We start from the raw sequence: 19,515 nt of genomic DNA, 5'->3' as shown, positions 1-19,515 counted from the left end.
TACCCAATATGGTTTCCTAATGGAAATCATGTGGTTTTCCGAACTGCCGCCCAATCTTTTTCATGACGCTCCCCCCGCGCACCGTCGCGGCGATCTTCTGTCCCAACCACTGTTCAATAACTGGCCGCCACGGCATCAAACTGAATCCCATGCCGTCATCGAACATCGCGTAGCGTCCGCTCGCCAGCATGTTCGAGCGCCGGTAGATGCCCGACCACGCGCTGCCCGTCTGCCACTGGGCGATGCTCCAGGCCCGTGATAGCAGCAATGTCCTTCGCTGCTTTCAAGCGCAAAAACGCGACACCTGCGCATCACTGCGGAGGGCCTCGCCTTCACCGAGCGCGCCCGCCCGGCCCTGGCGTTGCTGGACGAGGCCAACGACGTGGCCCGGCAGGCCGCCTCGACGGAGACGGGCGTGTTGCGCGTGACGGCTCGCGGTGCGTTACCTGGCGCCGGTCATCGCTGCATTCCGCGAGCGTGATCCGCGGCAGTGCTTCGACTTACAGTTGAGCGACCGTGTGGTCGATCTGCACGGCGGTGATATTGACCTGGCCGACAGTCGGCGAATTCTGGTGGAGCCACCGGACGATCTGCGAAAAGCGGGCGCGCCCTCACCCCCCCGCGAGTTGCACCAGCCATGCCTGCTGTTTGCCCATTCCGGCCTACGGTTGAACCGTTGGACGGTCAAGCACAGCGGCCGAGGCGGCAGAAACGAAGTGATGGACGTCATGGGGATCTGCGCAGCGACAATGGCGATGCTCTGTGGGCATGGAGCGTAGCCGGGATGGGGAATTTTCTGCGCGAGACCTAGGACGTCGCCGACGAACTGCGCGGCGGCGCACTCGTGCGCGTCCTGCGCGACCCGGTGCATCTTCGGATCGGCGCTTTTGTTGATTTCCTGGCCAAACAATGGTTGGAAGCGCCGTGGGATGCGGGACAGTGACGGTTGGAACCAACGCTGGGCGGCCGCGTGCGCGAAGTGAAGTTCCTCGCCTACAGTCCGAAAGAAACGAAATTGACGAAGCTGCATCGCTATACCCTCATCCAGGGACTTCGGTGCGTCGAGCGCAGTTTCCTCGCATCTGCCAGAGCATCCAGACGATCCCCAGGCCCACGGCCACCGCACCGACCCAGGCCGTGCTGGTCAGCCCCATCGCCTCCAGGCTGGCCCCGCCCAGCAGCGAACCCAGCGCGATACCGCCATTGAAGCCGGCGATGTTCAGCCCAGCCGCCACCGCCGGCGCCTGCGGCGCGTGGATGTGCGACAGCCCGATCACCCGCGCCTGCAAGGCCGGCACCGCCGCATAGGTCAGCGCACCCAGCAGGCCCGTCAGCAACACCATCAATGGCAACGACGGTGCCGATGCCCAGATCGCCGACAGCACCACAGCCAGGCCGACCAGTACGGTCATCACCGCGAAGTCCGCGCCCTTGCGGTCGGTCAGACGTCCGCCCCAGATGTTGCCGATGGCGGCCATCACGCCGTAGCCCAGCATCAGCAGGCTGGCCGTGCTCTCGCTGACGTTCGTCACCTGCAGCAGGATCGGCGAAATGTAGGTGTAAAGCGCGAACGACCCCGCATACGCCAGCACGGTAATGCCGGCCCCGGCCAGCAGACGCGGATTGAACATGGCTTTCAGGCCATCCATCGCGTTGGCCTGCGCCGAGGCGTCGTCCCGATCCGTCGGCATCAGGGCCAGCAGGCCCAGGAAGCCAACCGCGCCGCTCGCGGCTACTGCCATGAAGATGACCTGCCAGCTCAACACGCTGCCCAGGTAGGTGCCGAGCGGAACGCCCAGCGCCAGGGCCAGCGTCAGGCCGCCAAATACCACGGCCACTGCCGCCCCGGCCCGATGCCGGCCCGCCAGTTGCGTGGCGACGCTGGACGCCACCGCGAGGAACACCCCATGCCCCAGGCCCGAGGCAAAGCGGGCGACCAGCATCGGCGTCAGCGCATCGGACAGGCTGACCACCGCGTTGCCCAGCGTGAACAGTCCCATCGCCACCAGCAGCAACCGCTTGCGCGGCCAGCGTGTGGCCAGCGCGGTCAGGCCCGGCGCACCAATCACCGCGCCCAGCGCATAGGCCGTGACCGCCGTGCCGACCTGGGCGACGCTGGCATGCAGATCGGCGGAAATAGTGGACACCAAGCCGATGGTCACGAACTCGGTGAAACCCAGGGCGAACGCGCACAGCGCGAAGACGTAGATGACGAAAGGCATGCGCTCGTTCATGGCTTAGGCCCGCTCCACGGATGCCGCTTCCAGCAGCGACAGCATCGCTTCGGCCACGCCCTTGGCCGAAGCGGGGTTCTGGCCCGTCACCAGTCTGTCGCTTACCACGACCTGCGCCTGGAAGTTCGGCGCGGGCACATGCCGCGCACCGCGTTCCTGCAGGGCATCGGCCAGCAGGAACGGCACGGTGTCGTACAGGCCGACCGCGCGTTCCTCGTCGTTGGTGAAGGCCGACACGTCCTTGCCCGCGACAAGATAACGACCATCGGACAGCTTGAGGTTCACCAGCCCGGCCGGGCCGTGGCAGACCGCAGCGACCACGCCGCCACGTTCGTAGATACGCGCCGCGATGGCCGACAGTTCGGCGTTGTCGGGGAAGTCCCACATCGTCGCGTGGCCGCCGGCGTAGAAGATTGCGGCGTAAGCGTCGGGATCGACCTGCGCGGGTGCCAAGGCGTTCTCGGTGGCACCGCGTAGCGCCGCATTGTTCCAGAACGCGGCATTGATCGGATCGTCCAGGTCGAGTCCATCGACGTGCGTCTTGCCGCCCTTGGGGCTGACGAAATCGACCGCATGGCCGGCGTCGGCCAACACCCGATGCGGATGCGTGACCTCGGACAGATAGAAACCGCTGGGCGCGGCGTCGGCGGCGCCGGCCGGTCCCTTGCGGTCGTGGCTGGTCAGGACGAAAAGAATGCGTTGGGTCATCGAAAGGCTCCTGCAAGCGAGTCGAGCACACCGCCGAGCGCCTCCGGCGGAGGCGTGCGCGTTGCGGCATGCGAAGTAAGGAACCTCATTCTGGTGAATCCGGTATATCCTTTAAATGACCAAAATAGACAAACACTTTCCCCGGAATGAACCAAATGGCCCTGCGCAACCTCGATGACCTGGCGGTGTTCGTGCATGTGGTGGAGCGCCAAAGCTTTTCCGCCGCCGCACGCGACCTGCACCTCGCACCCAAGACGGTCAGCAAGCAGATCGCCCGGCTGGAGCAGGCCTTGGGCACCACGCTGTTCGAGCGCAACACCCGCAACCTGCGCATCACCGGCGAAGGCCGCGCCATCGCCGAACGGGCGCGGGTCGCCCTGGCGGTGCTGGAAGAAGTCCAGGAACTGGCGACCGGCGGCAGCCAGGAACTGAGCGGCACCATCCGCCTGACCGCGCCCACGCCGTTCGGGCGCAAGTTCGTGGCCCCGGCTATCCACGATTTCTGCCGCCTGCATCCCAGGGTCGGTTTCGACCTGCGCCTGTCTGATCAGGTGCAGGATCTGTACAGCGGCGACCTCGACCTGGCGATCCGCATGGGCGAGTTGGCCGATTCGCGTTTGGTGGCGCGTCGCGTGGCCGACAACCGGCGCATCCTGGCGGCGTCTCCCGACTACCTGAAAGCGCATGGCCGCCCCACGCAGCCGGAAGAACTGGAGCGGCATAACTGTCTGGTGTTCGCCTATCCGGGGCTGCTGCAAAGCATCTGGCCGCTGCGCAGGGGCCGGCGCGAAAAGCCGATCGCGGTCAGCGGCACGCTTTGCAGCGACAACGGCGACGTGCTGCATGCGTGGTGTCTGGCCGGGCTGGGTATCTCGCTGCGCGAAACCTGGGACATCCACGAGGAGTTGCGCGACGGACGGCTGGTGCGCGTGTTGCCGGACTGGGAAGCCACGCCCTCCAAGATCAGCATCGTGCGGGCGCGACGTGAACCCGTGCCGCGCCGGCTGACGGCGTTCAGTGATTTTTTGTTTGATCGCTGGCAGCAAGCACCATGGGATCATTAATCTCATTCCCCGCTGCTGGCTGATCCCAGACATCTCTACCGGCCGCTAAGCTTCATAGAAAATCTCGTAGAGCGTACCTTTGCGCTTGATGTGCCCGAATCCAAGCTCGCCAAGGTGCATGCCAGCAATAAGGATTTTGTCCGAGCTAACAACACCCAACAGTTTTGATCGTGTTTCGGCGGAGAGAATCGGATCTTGGTCGAATGCAATGGATACCTCGGGACGAGCAATCTGGATCTGGGGGAAATGAACGATATCCCCCCAAACCAGCAGACTACGATCATCGGATTCGATGCGATAACCGGAATGCCCTGCGGTATGTCCCAGAAGGGGCATCGCACTAATGCCAGGGAGAACTTCGCTATCAGTGAACGTGCGCGTCTTCTCCCGATACTGATCGAACACCTTCCGGGCCAACAGAAAGTTGCCACGAGCCCGCTCACTCGCTCGGCTGAGGTTGCCATCATCCTTCCAAAAAGAAACCTCACGCTGGTGGACGACTAACTCTGCATCGGGAAAGGCAGCTTCCCCTGACGAGTCAAGCAGCCCCCCAACATGGTCGGGATGTGCATGGGTCAGAAGAATGGTGTCAATGTCAGAGGGCTGCACACCAGCAAGTGCGAGATTCGCCATCAACTTTCCACCCCATTGCTTGAACCCACCAGCTCCCGCGTCGATGAGGATCGTGCGACCCCTTCCACGCACCAGGTAACAGTTGATGTGAATCGAGGATGGGTCGCTCACGCCTGCGTCCTGCTGCAACTTGGACGCCTCCATAGGATCGATATTGGAGAGAAGATCTAGACTTGCGGAAAGGTATCCGTCACTGATGGCCGTGATCGAAAACTCGCCGATCCGCTGACCTGGAAATTTCATTTTGTTCATTGCGGCGCTCCTTGCGCGTAATCAGTTCCGCGCATAGATGGCGGGGGCCGGATAGCCGAAGCAACGGATGCGCGCCGTTAGCCCCGTATGGCGCTTTATGGCCTCATCCAGTCGCGCCATGAAGGCGTCCATGACCGATGGCGTTCTGAGCGGTTCGAGGCGGAACTTGATTTCCGCGTAAGCAGGATGCCCGCGTCCCTGGCGAGCAGCGACATAGATGACATGCACGTTGTCCAGCGCAGCCTGGAGGACGTCCGTGCAAAGCCGAGTGCATCGTTCGGTGAGTTCCGCCAGATTCGCTTCGGGCGGCATCTTTTCCGCCTGGATGAAGATCGTCAGGTTAGGCATGTCGGTTCTGTCCCTGCGTCTGGGGCACTGCGTCATTGCCACTCGTCAATTGCGCGGTCATCGGGGCATAGAGGTGCACGTCCTTCGGAAGGGTTTCCACACTGAGACTGATGGAGCTATCCAGCTTCGCCAGCCACCTGTTTTCAGGAAATTTCTCCAATGCGACGGCCCGCATCAGATCAGGCTTGAGCCCCATCTCGATGAGCGGCTCGGGACCGACTGCGCTCACGATCAGATGGTCTCCTTCACCGATGGCAGGCGCGCGTTCAAGGCCGCCATAAAGATTGCGGTGCCAATCGGTGATGTGCTGCTGCCAACGAGCGAAATTGCCGCCACCCTTCTGGCGGTACTCATCGCTCTCAAGCACGGCCAGACCGTCGATCGAGTGCATGGCCAGGTAGACGGGGCAGCCAGGGCTCAACGCCTTGAAGCGTTGCGAAGTATGGAATCCGCTCACTGAAATGAGGGCGGGCAGCTTTTCCAAGCTGTAGAAATCACTCCACTCTGCTTCGCTGGCTGGGTCGGAAAAGCTGCATTCGACGGTATAGATCATGGATCACTCGCTACCGGACTTCTTGTGCATCCGGCCCTCTTTGTTGATGTTCCATCACGATATGTCCCAGATATCGACGCATAAAACGATTTTTCGGTATGCTTCAGTGATAAAAAATCAAGCTGCACCGATCACTAGCTCCAGTATCAGGAACGCTCATGCGAAGGAAGATCCCCAGCAGCACGACACTGATGGCATTCGAAGTGGCTGCGCGCCACGGCAGCTTCGCGCGCGCGGCAGAAGAACTGTCTCTGACTGAAGGAGCCATCAGTCGCCAGATTGGCAGGCTGGAAGCCTTCCTCGGGGTCACGCTGTTCGAGCGGGTCGGCAATCGTGTGCGCCTCCTGCCCAACGGAGAGCGTTACGCGGCCCAAGTCCGCGAATCGCTTGACCGCCTGGATCGGGACAGCCAGTACTTGATGGGGCAGCCGAGCGATGGCGCGAGCCTGGACATTGCCACTATCCCGACGTTCGCGATGCGATGGCTCATTCCTCGCTTGTCAAGATTCCAGCAGAAGCATCCGAACATCACTGTGCATCTTGCCGAGCGCATGGACCCCTTCGTCCTAGCCGGGAGCGGATTTGATGCCGCCATCCATTTCGAGCACCCAGCGTGGACGGGAATGCGGACTCACCAGCTTTTGCATGAAGTGCTGGTTCCGGTTTGCCATCCTGAACTTCTGACAGGACGCAAACGAAAAACCGCACTGGACGAATTACCGCGCCTGCACCGACGACAGAACCCGGAAGCTTGGCTTCAGTACTCCCAGGAGACGGGAACCCCGCTGACCAATCCTGCAATTGGTGCACGCTATGACCTCCATGGAATGTTGATAGAAGCCGCATTGGCCGGCCTCGGTGTCGCGCTAGTACCGCGCCTCTACGTTGAAACCGAACTTGCGCTAGGAAATCTGGTAGCCCCGTGGCCAGAGGGGAAAACCATTTCCAAAACCTTCTGCCTCATCCTCCCCGAGCCCATCGGATTGAGCAGAGAGCCAATACAAGCGTTTGCTCAATGGCTGCTCGACGAAGCGAAAAAAGGGAACAGCGGTTGACTCGTAGGAAATATTTTTCCTCCATTGTTATCAGATAGACGGGCCACGTTGCCGCCCAATCTCCCAAGACACACCGCCGCCGCGCACCGTGGCGGCAAGCTGCTGCCCCAGCCGCTGCTCGATCACCGGGTGCCACGGCACCAGGCTGAATCCCATGCCGTCATCAAGCATCGCGTAGCGCCCGCTCGCCAGCATGACGGAGCGCCGGTAGATGCCGGCCAAGCGTTGCCCGTCCGTGGCAGGCCGATGCTCCAGGCCGGTTTCGGCGGCAATGTCCTGTGCGGCCTTCGCCAGATCGCGCCCGCGCAGCGTCGCCAGCAGGTTGCGGGCGAGGATCACGCGCTGCCCGCGTCGTTCGGCTAACCCCTGTTCGGCCAAGAAGTCGGCGCGCTGCAGCAAAGCGTCCTTGGCCTCCCCGCCAAAGCCCAGGTCGCCCAGTCCCTTGCCGCCGCTGATTAGCTGCTGATCCAGCCAGGTCGCGCCGATCACCCGCGCCTGCCGCTCGATCGGCAGGGGTGATTTCAGCTCCACGGCGACACCACCCAGTCGTTGCGCGTCGTACTGGCGGCCACGCTCGGGCAGGTCGTCCGGCACCTTCCATAGCCCTTCGGCCACGCGCTCGACGATGCCAGCCCGCCGCAGGGCTTCCAGCCGCCGAACATGGGCGGCGACCACTTCCTGCGGGTCACGTCCGGGCTTTGCTCGGCCTTGCTCGATCGCCAGGTGATGATCGGTGCGGTACAGGCCATCGCTGGTCAGCGCGGCGATGTTCTTGTCGGCCGCCCGCACCTCGGCGGAGCCGCGTACCTCCACCACGGCTCCGGTGGGATAGTTCGCCAACTCGTCGCGGGCGTTGAGCGCAACGTAGTGGGCCTTGCCGTCCACGCCGTCGATGACCAGATAACCCCGGTCGTGCAGCTCGTCGGCCAGCCCCTTGGCAGCCACGCGACCGACGATGCTGCGGCCGCTTCCATCTGCATCTTGGCCCGGTTCGAACACCGCCAGCTCACGCGGCCGGCCGCTCATGGCCCGCTGCATGGTGCGGATGATGTCGCCACGCTCGCCCAGAGCGCGCAAGGTCTTCTCGACATCTGCGTGGACGGCCCAGGCGCCCGGCTCCATCTCGTCAGCCAGGCCCAGGCGCTGCAAGCGTTGAAGGCGACCGATCAGCAGCAGGCGCTGGCGTTGCAGCCGGGGTTCATTGAAGCGTTCGATCTGCACCCGGCCATCCTCGCCGGCCTCTCGTTGCAGGGTGCGGTCGAGGCTCGTCCACCGCTCTTGCTCCACCTCGCGCTGCAAGGTCTGCTGGATCTCCAGTTCGGTGCGTGGCCCCAGCCATTCCGTCGCCAGTTCGGCGGCGCGATGGCGAAAGCCGTGGGCGATGTAGTCGCCCGCGATGATGAGATCTTTGCCGGTGTCGTCGCGCCCGCGCACGATGAGGTGCGTATGCGGGTTGTCGGTGTTCCAGTGATCGACCGCCACCCAATCCAGCCGCGTCCCCAAGTCGGCTTCCATCCGGTTCACCAGATGCCGGGTATAGGTGCGCAGGTCGTCCAGCTCGGCGCCGTCTTCCGGTGAGACGATGAAGCGGAAATGATGCCGGTCGTCGGCGGCCCTCTCCTTGAAAGCGTCAAGGTCGGCTTCGTCGGTCTGGGGCCCGTAGGCCCGCCCAGGTTCGCCATCGCGGCTGGCGCCGTCGCGCTCGATGTAGCGCAGATGCTTGGCGAGCGATTGCGGGCTGGCATTGCGTTGATTGACCAGCAGGGTCTTGATCGTGACGCGCCGAGACATGGGCGTCAGCTTCGCCCCGGCGAAGCGCGCCGCCGTATGGCCGCGCCCCAGGCGCGAGCCGGGACGCTGGCCAGCGCGTGCGCCGCTGCCACCGGCTACGGAATGGCGTATCGAGGACTTGCCGCCGCTGGCCTTGCCAGCCTGCTTGAGCACCTTGGAAGCGAAGCTCTGGCCCTGGCCTTTACCCCGGTTCTTCGGGGCGCTGGGGCGCACCCGGAAATCGTCGTCGCGGCGGTCGGTCATGGCTGCGCTCCCCGCAAGCTCTGGCGTGTCCTGTCGTGCGAAGCACGCGGGCATGCCTGCATTGGCGCGGGCCTCGCGCCCCACGCGGCACGACGGCGAAGCCGCTCCGTGCCGCGCCACCCCCATGTGCAGACTGGCTTTGCGGGCGGCAGAGTGCCGAACCCTTTTGTCTTGCCTTCCGCCTTTGCCCTTCGCCGTCGCTCCGGGCGTCGACGGCCCGGTGGCGCTGTTGCACCCGCAGCCAGCCCGCCGGCGAACGCGGCGACGGCCATAGGCCGGGCGCGTTCGAGCCAAGACGCCTGCACGTTGAACGGCTGCGCCGGATGTTGCGCGAAGTGCGGCGCGGATGCGCTCGCACTGCACGCGCGACGACACGGCAGCCGCAGCCGGAACGACATGCCCGATGGCACGATGAGATGCGCGGCAACGGGCAGCGAATCGGCGGCCATCACGGGCGTGCCTCCAGCCAAACGGGGTGCGCAACGCCGATCACGGTAGCAGCGTTGACCGGGCCGAAATACCGGCTGTCGAAAGACGCCGGATTCGTTGCGCTCAACAAGAACAGTTCGCCAGGCGCGAGGCGCCGGCAAAGCTGCAAGGATGGCAGCGGCCGGCCCAGCTGGTCGGCAGGCAGTGCGGCGGCCGAAGGCACGCCGTCGATGCGAACCTGACCAGCGAAGTTGCAAACGTGTTGCGGTGCGACCGCGCCCACACGTTTGAGCAGCGGAACGTGCGTCGGCAGATAGCCGCGCTGCGCAGCGAGTGCCGCGACGTCGGCTGGCAGGGGCATCAACACGATGCTGTCCACGGACAACGGACGTGGCAGCGTGGCGGTGCGCGGGTCGAACGGTTCGATGCGATACCAGCCGACCGCCACGCTGTCGGATGGGTTGTACGTCAGGCGAGGTAGCGGCGACACGAAAGCCGCCCAGGCCAGCGCAGCGAGGCCGCAGGCGGTCAGGGCCGCCAGCACGAGACGAGCGCGCAGGCGTGAGCGAGGACGCGGCGAGGCGGATGAAGTGGAAACGATCGTCATGGCAGAACCTTCCCAGCGAGCCAGGCGGCGTGCCGCTCGGCGGTGTATTCGGGCAGCGGCAAGCGCGCCGCGATACGGTTGCCCAGCGTGCGCCAGTACGCGGGCGAGACGGCAGACGGGGCAATGCCCAGCGCCTCGATGGCGTCGATGCGTTCCAGCACGGCGCGCACGTTGGTGTCGCCTTCGGCATGCAGCAGTAGCCGCGCGCCGGGCCGCACACCAGGGATGCGCTGCAAGGCATCCAGCGGCGTGCCGGCCTGCATCACTATCAACTGCCAACGGATCGTGCCGTAGTCGTTGGCCTGCCAGCGCACGCGGCAGAACATTGCGTGCGGAAGGAACACCGCACAGCGCCGCCAGCGGTCGAGCTGAATCGTGCGCGCCGGTTCGCCGAAGCGCAGGTAGAGCTTGAAGCGCGGTTCGATGTAGGCCAGCGATACGCGCGTCAGCAGCACGTTGCCGGTCTGGCCGGCGAGTACCGCGAGCGATGGCGCAGCCGTGGCCGCGTTCGCGGCGGGTGCAGTGGATACGTTCATGGCATGTTCTCCGTGCGGTTTTCGGGAAACTCCCGTTCCAGCAAAGCGCGCAGAAGTTCGGCCACGGTCGCGCCTCGCGTGAAGGCCGAAACCTTGATGCGAGCACGCATCGCGGGCGTAACATCGAGCGTGAGGCGTGCGGTGTAGAGGTCGCCCTTGTTGAGCGCATCGGCATCGCCCTGGCGAATCCACGCCTCAGCGTGCGGATTCGCAGGCGGCCGCGCACCGATGTCGACGCGCTTGCTGCGTGGTGGCTTCGCGGTCATGTCGGCCACCGCAGCAGCTCGTCCACCAGTGCTGTGATCTCGCGCGCAGCGGCGCTGTCGGGCGCCATCTCGCGTGCGAGCCGACCGGCGGCCACGCTGTCGGCGAAGACGATGCGCTGGCGAACCTCGGCGCGCAGCGCTGGCAGCGGTTGTTCGGCCAGCGACTGCCGCGCCTCCCGACCGATCACCGTGGTGCTGACGCGCCGGTTGATGACGAAGGCCGCGCGCAGCGCAGGCCGGAACACCTGGGCCTCGCGGATCAGTGCCACCATCTCGGCGCTGGCCCACAGGTCGTAGGGGCTGGGCTGTACCGGGATCAGCACGCGCTCGGCCGCCAGCAACGCGGAGCGCGCCATGGCGGCGATGCGCGGCGGCCCGTCAATGATGACGTGATCTGCGCGGCGGGCGAGTTCTGGCGCTTCCTGGTGCAGCGTCTCGCGGGCGAGGCCCACAGCGCTGAACAGCCGGGGCAAGCCTTGCTGGCTTCGGCGTTGCGTCCAGTCCAGTGATGACCCCTGCGGGTCGGCATCCAGCAGGATGACCGACTGCCCGCGCATCGCCAATTCGCCAGCGACGTGCGTGGCGAGCGTGGTCTTGCCCACGCCGCCTTTCTGGTTGAGCAAGGCGACGATCATTGCGTGGCCCTCCATGCTGGAAAGCCAGGCTTTGCCTGCCGTGCGAAACGCTGTTCGCCGTGCCGTTCGGTGGTTGTCCACTGAATCGTCGCGCTTCTACTAAAAGTTAGAGATTTATAGTTAGGTAAGTTAGAGAGGACGCAAACCCGCGCCGTTATTGGCTTTGCGGCGTTTTCGTACTCCTGATAGCACGATAGGCGTACTCCCGATAGCACGATACCCGGTACTCCTGATAGCACGAGGCCGTCCACACGTTGTCCCGCAGTTATCCCCGTGCCGCGAACGACACGGGCCGAAAGGTCAGCAGTTCGATGTTGTCGCCGGGCATGTGCTCGATGCCGAGGACGTAGCCGGGCAGCGACTGCCGTGCGACCAGCACGCGCAGGTCGTAAGCGAAGTCCGAGAAGCGCGCCGCGCTGCCGGACTTGCGGTGCAGGTGCCGGAAGTCGAATTGCCAGCCGTGCTCCTGCCGCCCGCCGTGCTTGCGCACCAGGCGGTACAGCCAGCGCTCGATGCCGCCCTTCAAGCGGAAATAGGCTGGGTCGATGGTCAGCACCAGGACGGCGTCGAGCACGCCGGCATAGAACCAGTCCGGCAGGATCAGCTCGATGCCCAGCGGCGCGCCGCTGGCGTCGGCCAGCTCGCGCCATTCGTTCACCCATGAAAAGCGATGCAGCCGCCTTCCCGTGGTTTCGCGGATGGAAGTCGCCACGCTGGTCGATTGCAGCCGGTCGAGCGCGGCTTTCAGGCGCAGGTAATCGTTGAGCGACGTGCCGCGTCCGATGAAGCGCAGGATCTCGTAGGGCGTGGCGCGTATCCAGCGCGACGGGCGAATGCCTGCGTCGCGCGCCTCCACGATCTGCGAGGCCGCCCAAATCAAAACGTCGGCATCCCATATCGTGGCGATGCCGTGCTCGGCCGTGCCTTCCACGCGGATGGTGACGTTGCCGCTGCGAAAGTCGATCGGCGCCGTGCGCCGCGACTTCGCCAGCGAGAAGAACGGAAAGGCCATCAAGTCCTGGCTGTCGCGCGGCGCCATGTCGCCGGGCAAGGCATGGAACAGATCGAGCTGTTCGCGCTCCTGCCGTGGGCTGGACATGACGGCAGCTACCGGCAAACCAACGATCAGCGGCCATCACGGTAGTCACCCGCGTGACGCTCGGCGTATTCCGGGTCGGACGTGGCCTCGTAGCTGCGCTGGTCGGCCCAGGCATCAAGGTCGCTCACCGCGTACATGACGCGGCGGCCGAACTTGCGGAACTTCGGGCCGCCGCCGATGACGCGCTGCTTTTCGAGCGTGCGCGGCGACAGGCGCAGATACTCGGCGGCTTCGTCGTTGGTCAGGTAGCGTTGGGGCTGTACGGGCGCAGCGACAGCAGCGGCGGCAGGCCGCAAGGGAGCGGGTCGCATGGGATGTACCTCCATCAAGCCCGGCCACACTACGCGGCCGGATAGAGGCACTTTCAAGAAAGCAAGGCTTCTTGCTAAGGGACGACTTGCAGGGGATGCGAAACGTCCCCCCTCTTATCTCCGCTAGTGCAGGGGAATGACGGAAGCTGTGCCAGGCGGCGATAGCCGGCGCGCATCAGCGCATCGCCACGGCGTACCAGCCGCCGCACGCGGGCACGCAAGGCGCTGTCCTTGTGCCAGTCAGCCGCGACGGCATCCGCGCCGAACAGTCCCTCGGCCACTTCGCGCAGAGACGCGCCCGTCAGGGTCGCGTCGAGCGCCTGAAGCGTGTGTAGTTCCAGCAGCGCGGCGGGCGTGGGCCGGGAACGGGCCGCCGCCGCAGGCGCGGCAGCCGTCGCCAAGGCCAAGGCGTCCAGCTCGGCCGCGAACGTGCGATAGCGCGCGCAAGGCGTGGCGCAGGCGCGGGTCGCGTAGAGGTAGGCCATGCCGTCTTCCAGCCCCGGCGCCAGCGCAAGCCGCAGGCAGCAGCCTGGCCAGTGCGACACCAGCACCAGACGCTTGCCGTCATGGACCAGTTGCTTGCGGCCTGGGACGCGCCAGAAGTCGAAGGCATAGGCGTCGGGTGGCGGATCGGCATCGGGGTAAAGCTGCACCACGGCATCGTGGTCGGGGAACCAGGTCGGATGCGCGTCGCGCGCATCCAGGGCCGGGTCCTCAAGCAGGCGCAAGCCCCAGGCGTGCGCCACCTCCGGCCTGCGGCGACGGCGCAGCCAGTCGCGGCGATAGTCGAGATTCCTGCGCAGGTACTCCCAAGCCAGCGCGGGACCATCGAGATGCAGCGCGTAGAGATACGCGGCGGTCGGATACCAGTGTGCGGCGCTCGAATCAGCCATGACGCAACCTCCTGTCGATCAGCAGGAACGTCGCTGTGAATTTGGGCTTGCGGGAGCTACCGCTTCAACATCAAACGGCCATCAAAATCGGGAAGCTGCAACTTGTGGTGTCAAGACTGATTCGCTCCGGTACATTGCCAAAATCGTCTGAATGCGACGGCTGCACCGCCGGAAAATGGTGCGCAGCACTGGACACCGTGCCGCAGCTCGCGCCAAAGATCGTGACTGTTTCCAACACAGTCGCACCGCTTCGGTGCAAGAGTGCGGAATAGGACCTGCAGGGTCTCGACTAAGACCGAAATAGCCACAATGCGACCCGGCTGGACGGGCTGTGCAGATCTGCCGTTGAGATTCACTTGGTCCGTGATCGAGCCGTTTTCCTGGGCCCGCTGGACGTACTCCAACATGGGGCGTACCGCCCGGAAATACTGATCCTGCCGTACTCGTAGCTTGCGTGGGCCGATGATGCCGGCCAGTGTCCGGGCGGTGAATAGCCGCACCATGGGCAGTAGGTCGAGGGGCTAGCAGCGGCGCGTGCCACGCGGTGGGCAAGCAACTGGATATTCTTATCGGCAGGGGCAGGGGCAGGGGCAGGGGCAGGGGCAGGGGCAGGGGCAGGGGCAGGGGCAGGGGCAGGGGCAGGGCAGGGGACACAGGGTGGTCAGAGTCCCACGACACCAGAGATTCAGGGATGCGCTTTCTGGCCGAAAAGTCGGATTACCGAGCCGTATCCGCGCATCCGTGAGCAAGCACCGAGATGCAAACCATCGCATCCGTAGAACAACGTAAGTGCCCAAGCGGAATTGTAGAAAGCCGATAGACACGGGTGAGATTCCCTGATTCTGTCGGGATCCGCATGTGCGGATCTCAGTCAAAGCACGGAAGCGTAGCTTGAGCCAGGAAGAGTTCTCCGACGCGTCCAGTTGCACGTACATGAGTTCGCTGGGCCGCGGCTTGAAAGTTCGACCCCGCGCAAGCTGGCGGGAACATGCGAGGCCATGAAGTGCGTCTGCTTACGCTCGCGACAGCATGCGCAAGCCTTCACAGCTTCTGGCGCAGGTGCGGAAGAAGCTGGACGCGATGCTGAGGCAGTGTGGCACGCGCGGCGGCACTTGCGGCGTGCTCGCTTTTTCTTGGCGGTTAACTCAGCCAGCCAGGTTTGGTGTGCCGGGCTCCACCAGCACGCGGATGAAAGGGCTTGGCGTCCTCACATGTCCTGTTCAGTTAACGGCCTCTGATTGTCGCCCGTGTTCCTGAGCGCTTCATGAGCACCCGCTTGACAACCGCATAGATTGCGCTTAGCATACATACCTACTAGATGGTAGGTAATTTAATCGATAGGATATTTTTATGAACACCAAACAATTTGAAGGCCGCAAGCTCTTGGTTGTCGGCGGCACGAGTGGGATCGGTCTTGAAGTCGCCCGTATGGTGGCCGAGCAAGGTGGCGCCGTCGTTGTAATCGGCAATCGTGCTGAGAAGGCCGAGGTTGCTCGTCAGGAGCTGGCCGCGATCGCCGGCGAACGGAAGGCTGCGGCCTACGCGTCCGACCTGTCTGACGCAGCGAGCGTGAAATCGCTGCTGGGCAGGCTCGCTGCTGAGCAGGGCGACATCGATCTGCTGGTCAACACCGCTGGCATCTACTACCCAAAGGCGTTCCTGGAGCACTCCGTCGAGGACTACAACAACTTCCTCGACCTTAACCGCTCGCTGTTCTTCATTACCCAGCAGGTGGCTGCCTCGTTGGTCGCACGGAAGAAGCCAGGCTCGATCGTCAATGTGACCGCCGTCGCCGCTCGCCAAGCGATCGAGACCGTCCCGGCATCGGCCTACTCGATGGCCAAGATCGGTCTGGACGCCATGACCAGGCATGTGGCAGCAGAACTCGCAGAGCAAGGTATCCGCGTCAACTCGGTCAGCCCAGCGATGGTGGAAACCAAGATCTTCGAGCGCTTCATCCCTGGCGAACATCTGGGCAGTGCGCTGGATGGATTCAATGCCTTCCATCCGCTGGGCCGTAATGGCACACCGCGGGATGTAGCCGAAACCGTCATTTTCCTTCTGTCGGACAAGGCCTCGTGGGTCACTGGCGCGGTTTGGGACGTCGATGGCGGCGTCATGGCTGCCCGCAAGCTCGGCAAATAGCTCTCTCAATCAAGAAAGGTGAATTGAAATGGAAAAGAAGTGGACTGAAGAACTGAAGTCACTGGTCAAGCGGGTCAGTGGTTTCAACAAGACGAATGCGCCGGTGGCTAGGGCATTCCACGCTTTGGAGACTGCCACGCGAGAGGGCAGTGTGCTTGACGCGAAGACGCATGAGCTGATTTCCCTGGCGGTGGCGGTAACGACCCGCTGCGATGGCTGCATCGCGGCGCACGCTGGCGCAGCCAAAAAGGCCGGGGCGACCAAGGAAGAAATCGCCGCCGCCCTGGGCACAGCTATCGCGCTCAATGCCGGAGCTGCATACGTCTATTCTTCGCGAGCCTTGGAAGCCTACGAAGAACTCGGTGCCTAAGCCCGGGCAATTTGGAAGCCGACTTCCGCGTTGACAATCTACCATGTGGTAGGTAGTATTTGCCCAGAAGCTATTCAAACGTTGGGGAAGAGACATGGCTGTAGGCACACGCGACGCCTTGATTCAGACTGCTGAGAACCTGATGCGTACACGCGGCTACACCGCGTTCAGCTACGCGGATCTGTCTGAGGCGGTAGGCATCCGGAAGGCAAGTATCCACCATCACTTTCCGACCAAGGAAGACTTGGGCGCGGCAATCGTTGAGGAGTACATCGACCGTGTTCGAACCGAATTCGGCCGGATCGAGATGCAGCATGAGCATGTTATCGGCCGCCTCGAAGCCTTCCTCCAGATCTTCAGGTCGAGCGCCGACGGCGGCCTGCTGCCGCTGTGCGGAGCACTCGCAGCCGAAATGTCGGCACTGCCGCTGAGTCTGCAGCAGCTGACGCAACGCTTCTTCGACATGCAGCTGAGTTGGCTCTCCAGAGCGCTTGAGCAAGGCATCAAGCGGAAGGAGATTCCGGAAGGCAGCGGAGCCAAACATAAGGCGTTCCTGCTGTTGAGCATTCTGGAGGGGTCCTGCTTTATCAACTGGGCTACCAGGGACGAAGATCCGCTGAGTCCGAGCGTTGTACGGCTCATCGTAGAACACGCCTGATACGCCTGCAGCTCTTCTCCCGCAGAGCCGGCTGCAGGCTTATTTTTAACTCTTCACCCTACCTACTACAAGGTATGTTGATGCAGATGTGCTGATGGAGATGGCAATGAAAACAGTGACGGTGGAAGTCTGGTCGGACTTCGTTTGCCCATGGTGCTGGATTGCAAAGAAGCGATTCGAGAAGGCAGTCCATTCGGTGGCCGGCCAGGTTCAGGTCGTAGTGACCAACAAGGCCTATCGCCTCGCCAAGGGAATGCGGCCGATGGACTACAAGAACGCCCTGCATCAGAAGTTGGGCGGTGCAGCCGGCGCTGATCGGATGATGACTGCGGTGAGCACCAACGGGCTCCTTGAAGGCTTGGTCTACAACTTCGACACCATGCGTTTCGGCGACACCACTGCCGCGCATGCACTGGTCAAGAGCATCAGTTCGCCGGTTCTCGCTCAGATGATGAGTGAGCGGCTTTACAAGGCCGTAACAACCGACGGCCTCGACATTTTTGACCAGGCCGTCCTCGCCTCGTTGGCGAAGGAAGTCGGCGTGACCGACATGCTCGAATTCGACCGCGTACGGGTCGCTTCCGAAATCGCTCGCGACGAGGCGGAGGCGAACAGCATCGCCAACGGCGTGCCACTGTTCCTCCTCAACGGCAAGACATTCCTGTCTGGAGCGCGTGAGGCCGTCGTGTTCGAAAGGGCGCTTCGTGACGCAGCAGTCGATGTTCCGGGGGCTCTGGACGAAACCGAAGGCGAGAGCTGCGGCATCGACGGCTGCCACTGAGCCCAACCAAACCAAATTCCAATCCGGATCTGAGGCAGCGGCCCCATCGCCCCTCCGCAGGTCTTCCACGCGCCGAAAGCGCATTTAGAAAGGACCATTCAAATGACCAACAAACTCAACGGCATCGACGTCGCTGCTCTGCAGACGTTTGCACAGGAAGTCGCCGCGACCACCGAGCCCGCAAAGCGCAGTGCCCGTTTCAACGTCAGGACGAAGTGGGAGAACCAGACCCGCACTGTGGCGACCGTGAGCCGCTACGCGATCCGCGGCGAGGAATACCAGCGCCACTTTGAAATTGCAGCGGATGAACCGCTGGAATTCCTTGGCCAGAACACCGCGCCCAACCCCCAGGAACTGCTGATGGCCGCCCTCAACGCGTGCTTGTCGGTGGGCTATGCGGTCAATGCTGCCGCAATGGGCATCACCATCCACAGCCTGGAAATCGAGACGGATGGCGAGCTCGACCTGCGCGGTGTCCTGGGCCTCGATGAGAGCGTCAACCCGGGCTACGACGAGGTGAGCTACGTGGTGCGACTGCACACCGATGGAACTCGTGAGCAGGTGGAAGAGCTGCACCGCAATGTGACCAAGACCTCGGTGAACTACGCCAACTTCTCCAAGGCAATCCGCATGGTTCCCAAGCTGGAAGTCCTGGAAGGCTAAGCCCGAAACCGTTCCTGCCACTGCATTTGTAACAGCGGCCCTGTATCGGGGCCGCGCCCCCAATCGAGAGACCCATCATGAGCAAGCTGTTTACCCCCTTCGATCTGTCTGGCCTGCAGTTGGCCAACCGCGTCGTCATGGCCCCGATGACCCGTACCCGCACGCCCGAGAACATCCCCAGCGATCTGACTGCGCTGTATTACGCCCAGCGCGCATCGGCAGGGCTGATCATCACCGAGGGCCTGCCCGTCTCCGACGAAGGTCGTGGCTACCTTTACACCCCCGGCCTCTATACCGATGAGCAGACAGAGGGCTGGCGTGAGGTCACCGATGCGGTCCACGCCAAGGGCGGCAAGATTTTCGCTCAGCTCTGGCACGTCGGCCGGTTGTCCCATGTCTCGTTGCAGCCGGGCAATGCCGCGCCGGTGTCTTCGGGCGAAGTCCCGGCGACCACCACGATGGTCTACGCATGGGTCGAGCCCGGCAAGGAAGGCCCGGTGCTGCCGAGCAAGCCGCGCGCCCTGACCACCGATGAGGTCAAGCGAGTTATCCAGGACTTCGTCTCGTCGGCACGCCGGGCGATGGATGCAGGTTTCGACGGTGTCGAACTGATGGCCGCCAACGCGTTCCTGTTCGACCAGTTCCTGAGCAGCAAGCTCAACACCCGCACCGACCAGTACGGTGGGTCGATCGAGAACCGTCAGCGCCTGCTGCTGGAGACCATCGATGCGCTGGCTGCGGAAATCGGTGGCGACAAGGTTGGCGTGCGTGTTTCGCCGTTCGGCCGCATCTACGACATGGAAGCCTTCGAAGGCGAAGCCGAGACCTGGGTGAGCGTTGCAGCGGCCCTGAACGAACGGGAGTTGGCCTTCGTACACCTGAACTACCAGACCACGATTTCGGCCGCCGGTACGCCAGCTGGCTTCGGCGCCGCGTTCCGCAAGGCATACCAAGGCACGCTGATCGGCGCGGGCGGTTTCACCCAGGAGCTGGCCGAGACCGAGCTTGCCAAGGGCGAACTCGACCTGATCGCGTTCGGCACCAACTTCATCTCCAACCCCGATCTGGTGGAGCGGATGAAGAATGGCTGGCCATTGGCCGAGCCGGACCGCTCGACCTTCTACGGCGTCATTGGCGCCAAGGGCTATACGGACTACCCGACCTACGATGCCGGCGGCAGTCGCGCCGCAATCGGTTGACCAATCATCGGCGCATACGCGCCCCAAAGATGAGGTTTTGAC

Annotated in this window: 22 protein-coding genes and 1 pseudogene; 8 read left to right on the top strand and 15 right to left on the bottom strand. The window is 63.6% G+C overall.

What is annotated here, in order from left to right; all coding sequences use genetic code 11:
- Positions 1-16: 16 nt before the first annotated feature.
- The 3 genes and pseudogenes from BAMB_RS10060 to BAMB_RS10050 form a co-directional block, all read right to left on the bottom strand.
- A pseudogene (locus BAMB_RS10060) lies at positions 17-284 on the bottom strand (DUF3363 domain-containing protein); the annotation flags it as partial.
- Between the two features lie 756 nt (positions 285-1,040).
- On the bottom strand, positions 1,041-2,234 hold the full coding sequence (locus tag BAMB_RS10055; protein ID WP_011657237.1) for an MFS transporter: 1,194 nt from the start codon (positions 2,232-2,234) through the stop codon (positions 1,041-1,043).
- Between the two features lie 3 nt (positions 2,235-2,237).
- Complete coding sequence (locus tag BAMB_RS10050) at positions 2,238-2,942, bottom strand: type 1 glutamine amidotransferase domain-containing protein (protein WP_011657236.1); 705 nt, start codon at positions 2,940-2,942, stop codon at positions 2,238-2,240.
- Positions 2,943-3,097: 155 nt separating this feature from the next.
- Here BAMB_RS10050 and BAMB_RS10045 point away from each other — a divergent pair, with 155 nt between their 5' ends.
- Positions 3,098-4,006: a LysR family transcriptional regulator gene (locus BAMB_RS10045; protein WP_175783426.1), complete on the top strand. Its 909-nt coding sequence runs from the start codon at positions 3,098-3,100 to the stop codon at positions 4,004-4,006.
- A 45-nt stretch (positions 4,007-4,051) separates the two neighbouring features.
- Here the strand turns inward: BAMB_RS10045 and BAMB_RS10040 are convergent, their stop codons facing one another.
- The 3 genes from BAMB_RS10040 to BAMB_RS10030 are packed head-to-tail and all read right to left on the bottom strand — an operon-like array spanning position 4,052 to position 5,792.
- Positions 4,052-4,891, bottom strand: a complete 840-nt coding sequence (locus tag BAMB_RS10040) for an MBL fold metallo-hydrolase (RefSeq protein WP_011657234.1) — start codon at positions 4,889-4,891, stop codon at positions 4,052-4,054.
- A 21-nt stretch (positions 4,892-4,912) separates the two neighbouring features.
- The gene (locus tag BAMB_RS10035) at positions 4,913-5,239 is read right to left on the bottom strand and encodes a hypothetical protein (RefSeq protein ID WP_011657233.1); all 327 of its coding nucleotides are present in this window, start codon (positions 5,237-5,239) and stop codon (positions 4,913-4,915) included.
- Entirely contained in the window at positions 5,232-5,792 is a 561-nt protein-coding gene (locus tag BAMB_RS10030; protein WP_011657232.1) for a hypothetical protein, read from the bottom strand. Before BAMB_RS10030 ends, BAMB_RS10035 begins: the two co-directional genes overlap by 8 nt.
- Before the next feature lie 158 nt (positions 5,793-5,950).
- Here BAMB_RS10030 and BAMB_RS10025 point away from each other — a divergent pair, with 158 nt between their 5' ends.
- A complete protein-coding gene (locus BAMB_RS10025; RefSeq protein WP_011657231.1) occupies positions 5,951-6,847 on the top strand; it encodes a LysR substrate-binding domain-containing protein in 897 nt (298 codons plus the stop codon).
- Between the two features lie 30 nt (positions 6,848-6,877).
- Here BAMB_RS10025 and BAMB_RS10020 read toward each other — a convergent pair whose 3' ends face one another.
- The 9 genes from BAMB_RS10020 to BAMB_RS35860 all read right to left on the bottom strand — a co-directional run bounded on the left by BAMB_RS10020 (position 6,878) and on the right by BAMB_RS35860 (position 14,160).
- The gene (locus BAMB_RS10020) at positions 6,878-8,881 is read right to left on the bottom strand and encodes a relaxase/mobilization nuclease and DUF3363 domain-containing protein (RefSeq protein ID WP_011657230.1); all 2,004 of its coding nucleotides are present in this window, start codon (positions 8,879-8,881) and stop codon (positions 6,878-6,880) included.
- A gap of 448 nt (positions 8,882-9,329) precedes the next feature.
- Entirely contained in the window at positions 9,330-9,917 is a 588-nt protein-coding gene (locus tag BAMB_RS10015; protein ID WP_011657229.1) for a S26 family signal peptidase, read from the bottom strand.
- Positions 9,914-10,453 (bottom strand): DUF2840 domain-containing protein, encoded by a 540-nt coding sequence (locus BAMB_RS10010; RefSeq protein ID WP_011657228.1) that lies wholly within the window; start codon positions 10,451-10,453, stop codon positions 9,914-9,916. Before BAMB_RS10010 ends, BAMB_RS10015 begins: the two co-directional genes overlap by 4 nt.
- Positions 10,450-10,719 carry a hypothetical protein gene (locus tag BAMB_RS10005; protein WP_041491373.1) on the bottom strand — a complete coding sequence of 90 codons (270 nt, stop codon included), beginning with the start codon at positions 10,717-10,719 and terminating at the stop codon, positions 10,450-10,452. Before BAMB_RS10005 ends, BAMB_RS10010 begins: the two co-directional genes overlap by 4 nt.
- Positions 10,716-11,354 carry a ParA family partition ATPase gene (gene parA / locus BAMB_RS10000; RefSeq protein ID WP_011657227.1) on the bottom strand — a complete coding sequence of 213 codons (639 nt, stop codon included), beginning with the start codon at positions 11,352-11,354 and terminating at the stop codon, positions 10,716-10,718. Before parA ends, BAMB_RS10005 begins: the two co-directional genes overlap by 4 nt.
- Positions 11,355-11,619: 265 nt before the next feature.
- Complete coding sequence (locus BAMB_RS09995; RefSeq protein WP_011657226.1) at positions 11,620-12,453, bottom strand: replication initiator protein A; 834 nt, start codon at positions 12,451-12,453, stop codon at positions 11,620-11,622.
- 26 nt (positions 12,454-12,479) lie between these two features.
- Complete coding sequence (locus BAMB_RS09990; RefSeq protein WP_011657225.1) at positions 12,480-12,764, bottom strand: helix-turn-helix transcriptional regulator; 285 nt, start codon at positions 12,762-12,764, stop codon at positions 12,480-12,482.
- 74 nt (positions 12,765-12,838) lie between these two features.
- Positions 12,839-13,657 carry a DUF2285 domain-containing protein gene (locus BAMB_RS09985; RefSeq protein ID WP_011657224.1) on the bottom strand — a complete coding sequence of 273 codons (819 nt, stop codon included), beginning with the start codon at positions 13,655-13,657 and terminating at the stop codon, positions 12,839-12,841.
- A gap of 110 nt (positions 13,658-13,767) precedes the next feature.
- Positions 13,768-14,160 carry a DUF2958 domain-containing protein gene (locus BAMB_RS35860; RefSeq protein ID WP_193759172.1) on the bottom strand — a complete coding sequence of 131 codons (393 nt, stop codon included), beginning with the start codon at positions 14,158-14,160 and terminating at the stop codon, positions 13,768-13,770.
- Positions 14,161-15,007: 847 nt separating this feature from the next.
- On the opposite strand from BAMB_RS35860, the gene BAMB_RS09980 reads away from it, so the two are divergent.
- The 6 genes from BAMB_RS09980 (at position 15,008) to BAMB_RS09955 (ending at position 19,473) form a co-directional block, all read left to right on the top strand.
- Entirely contained in the window at positions 15,008-15,802 is a 795-nt protein-coding gene (locus BAMB_RS09980) for an SDR family NAD(P)-dependent oxidoreductase (protein ID WP_011657223.1), read from the top strand.
- 28 nt (positions 15,803-15,830) lie between these two features.
- A complete protein-coding gene (locus tag BAMB_RS09975) occupies positions 15,831-16,172 on the top strand; it encodes a carboxymuconolactone decarboxylase family protein (RefSeq protein WP_011657222.1) in 342 nt (113 codons plus the stop codon).
- A 94-nt stretch (positions 16,173-16,266) separates the two neighbouring features.
- Entirely contained in the window at positions 16,267-16,830 is a 564-nt protein-coding gene (locus tag BAMB_RS09970; protein ID WP_011657221.1) for a TetR/AcrR family transcriptional regulator, read from the top strand.
- Positions 16,831-16,936: 106 nt separating this feature from the next.
- Positions 16,937-17,611, top strand: a complete 675-nt coding sequence (locus tag BAMB_RS09965; RefSeq protein WP_011657220.1) for a DsbA family oxidoreductase — start codon at positions 16,937-16,939, stop codon at positions 17,609-17,611.
- A gap of 102 nt (positions 17,612-17,713) precedes the next feature.
- Entirely contained in the window at positions 17,714-18,274 is a 561-nt protein-coding gene (locus BAMB_RS09960; protein ID WP_011657219.1) for an OsmC family protein, read from the top strand.
- Between the two features lie 77 nt (positions 18,275-18,351).
- Positions 18,352-19,473 (top strand): alkene reductase, encoded by a 1,122-nt coding sequence (locus BAMB_RS09955; protein WP_011657218.1) that lies wholly within the window; start codon positions 18,352-18,354, stop codon positions 19,471-19,473.
- Positions 19,474-19,515 lie beyond the last annotated feature (42 nt).

The organism is Burkholderia ambifaria AMMD, from assembly GCF_000203915.1.
GTDB lineage: Bacteria > Pseudomonadota > Gammaproteobacteria > Burkholderiales > Burkholderiaceae > Burkholderia > Burkholderia ambifaria.
Note: the sequence above shows the minus strand (reverse complement) of the source record. Positions and strands in the feature narration are given on the sequence as shown.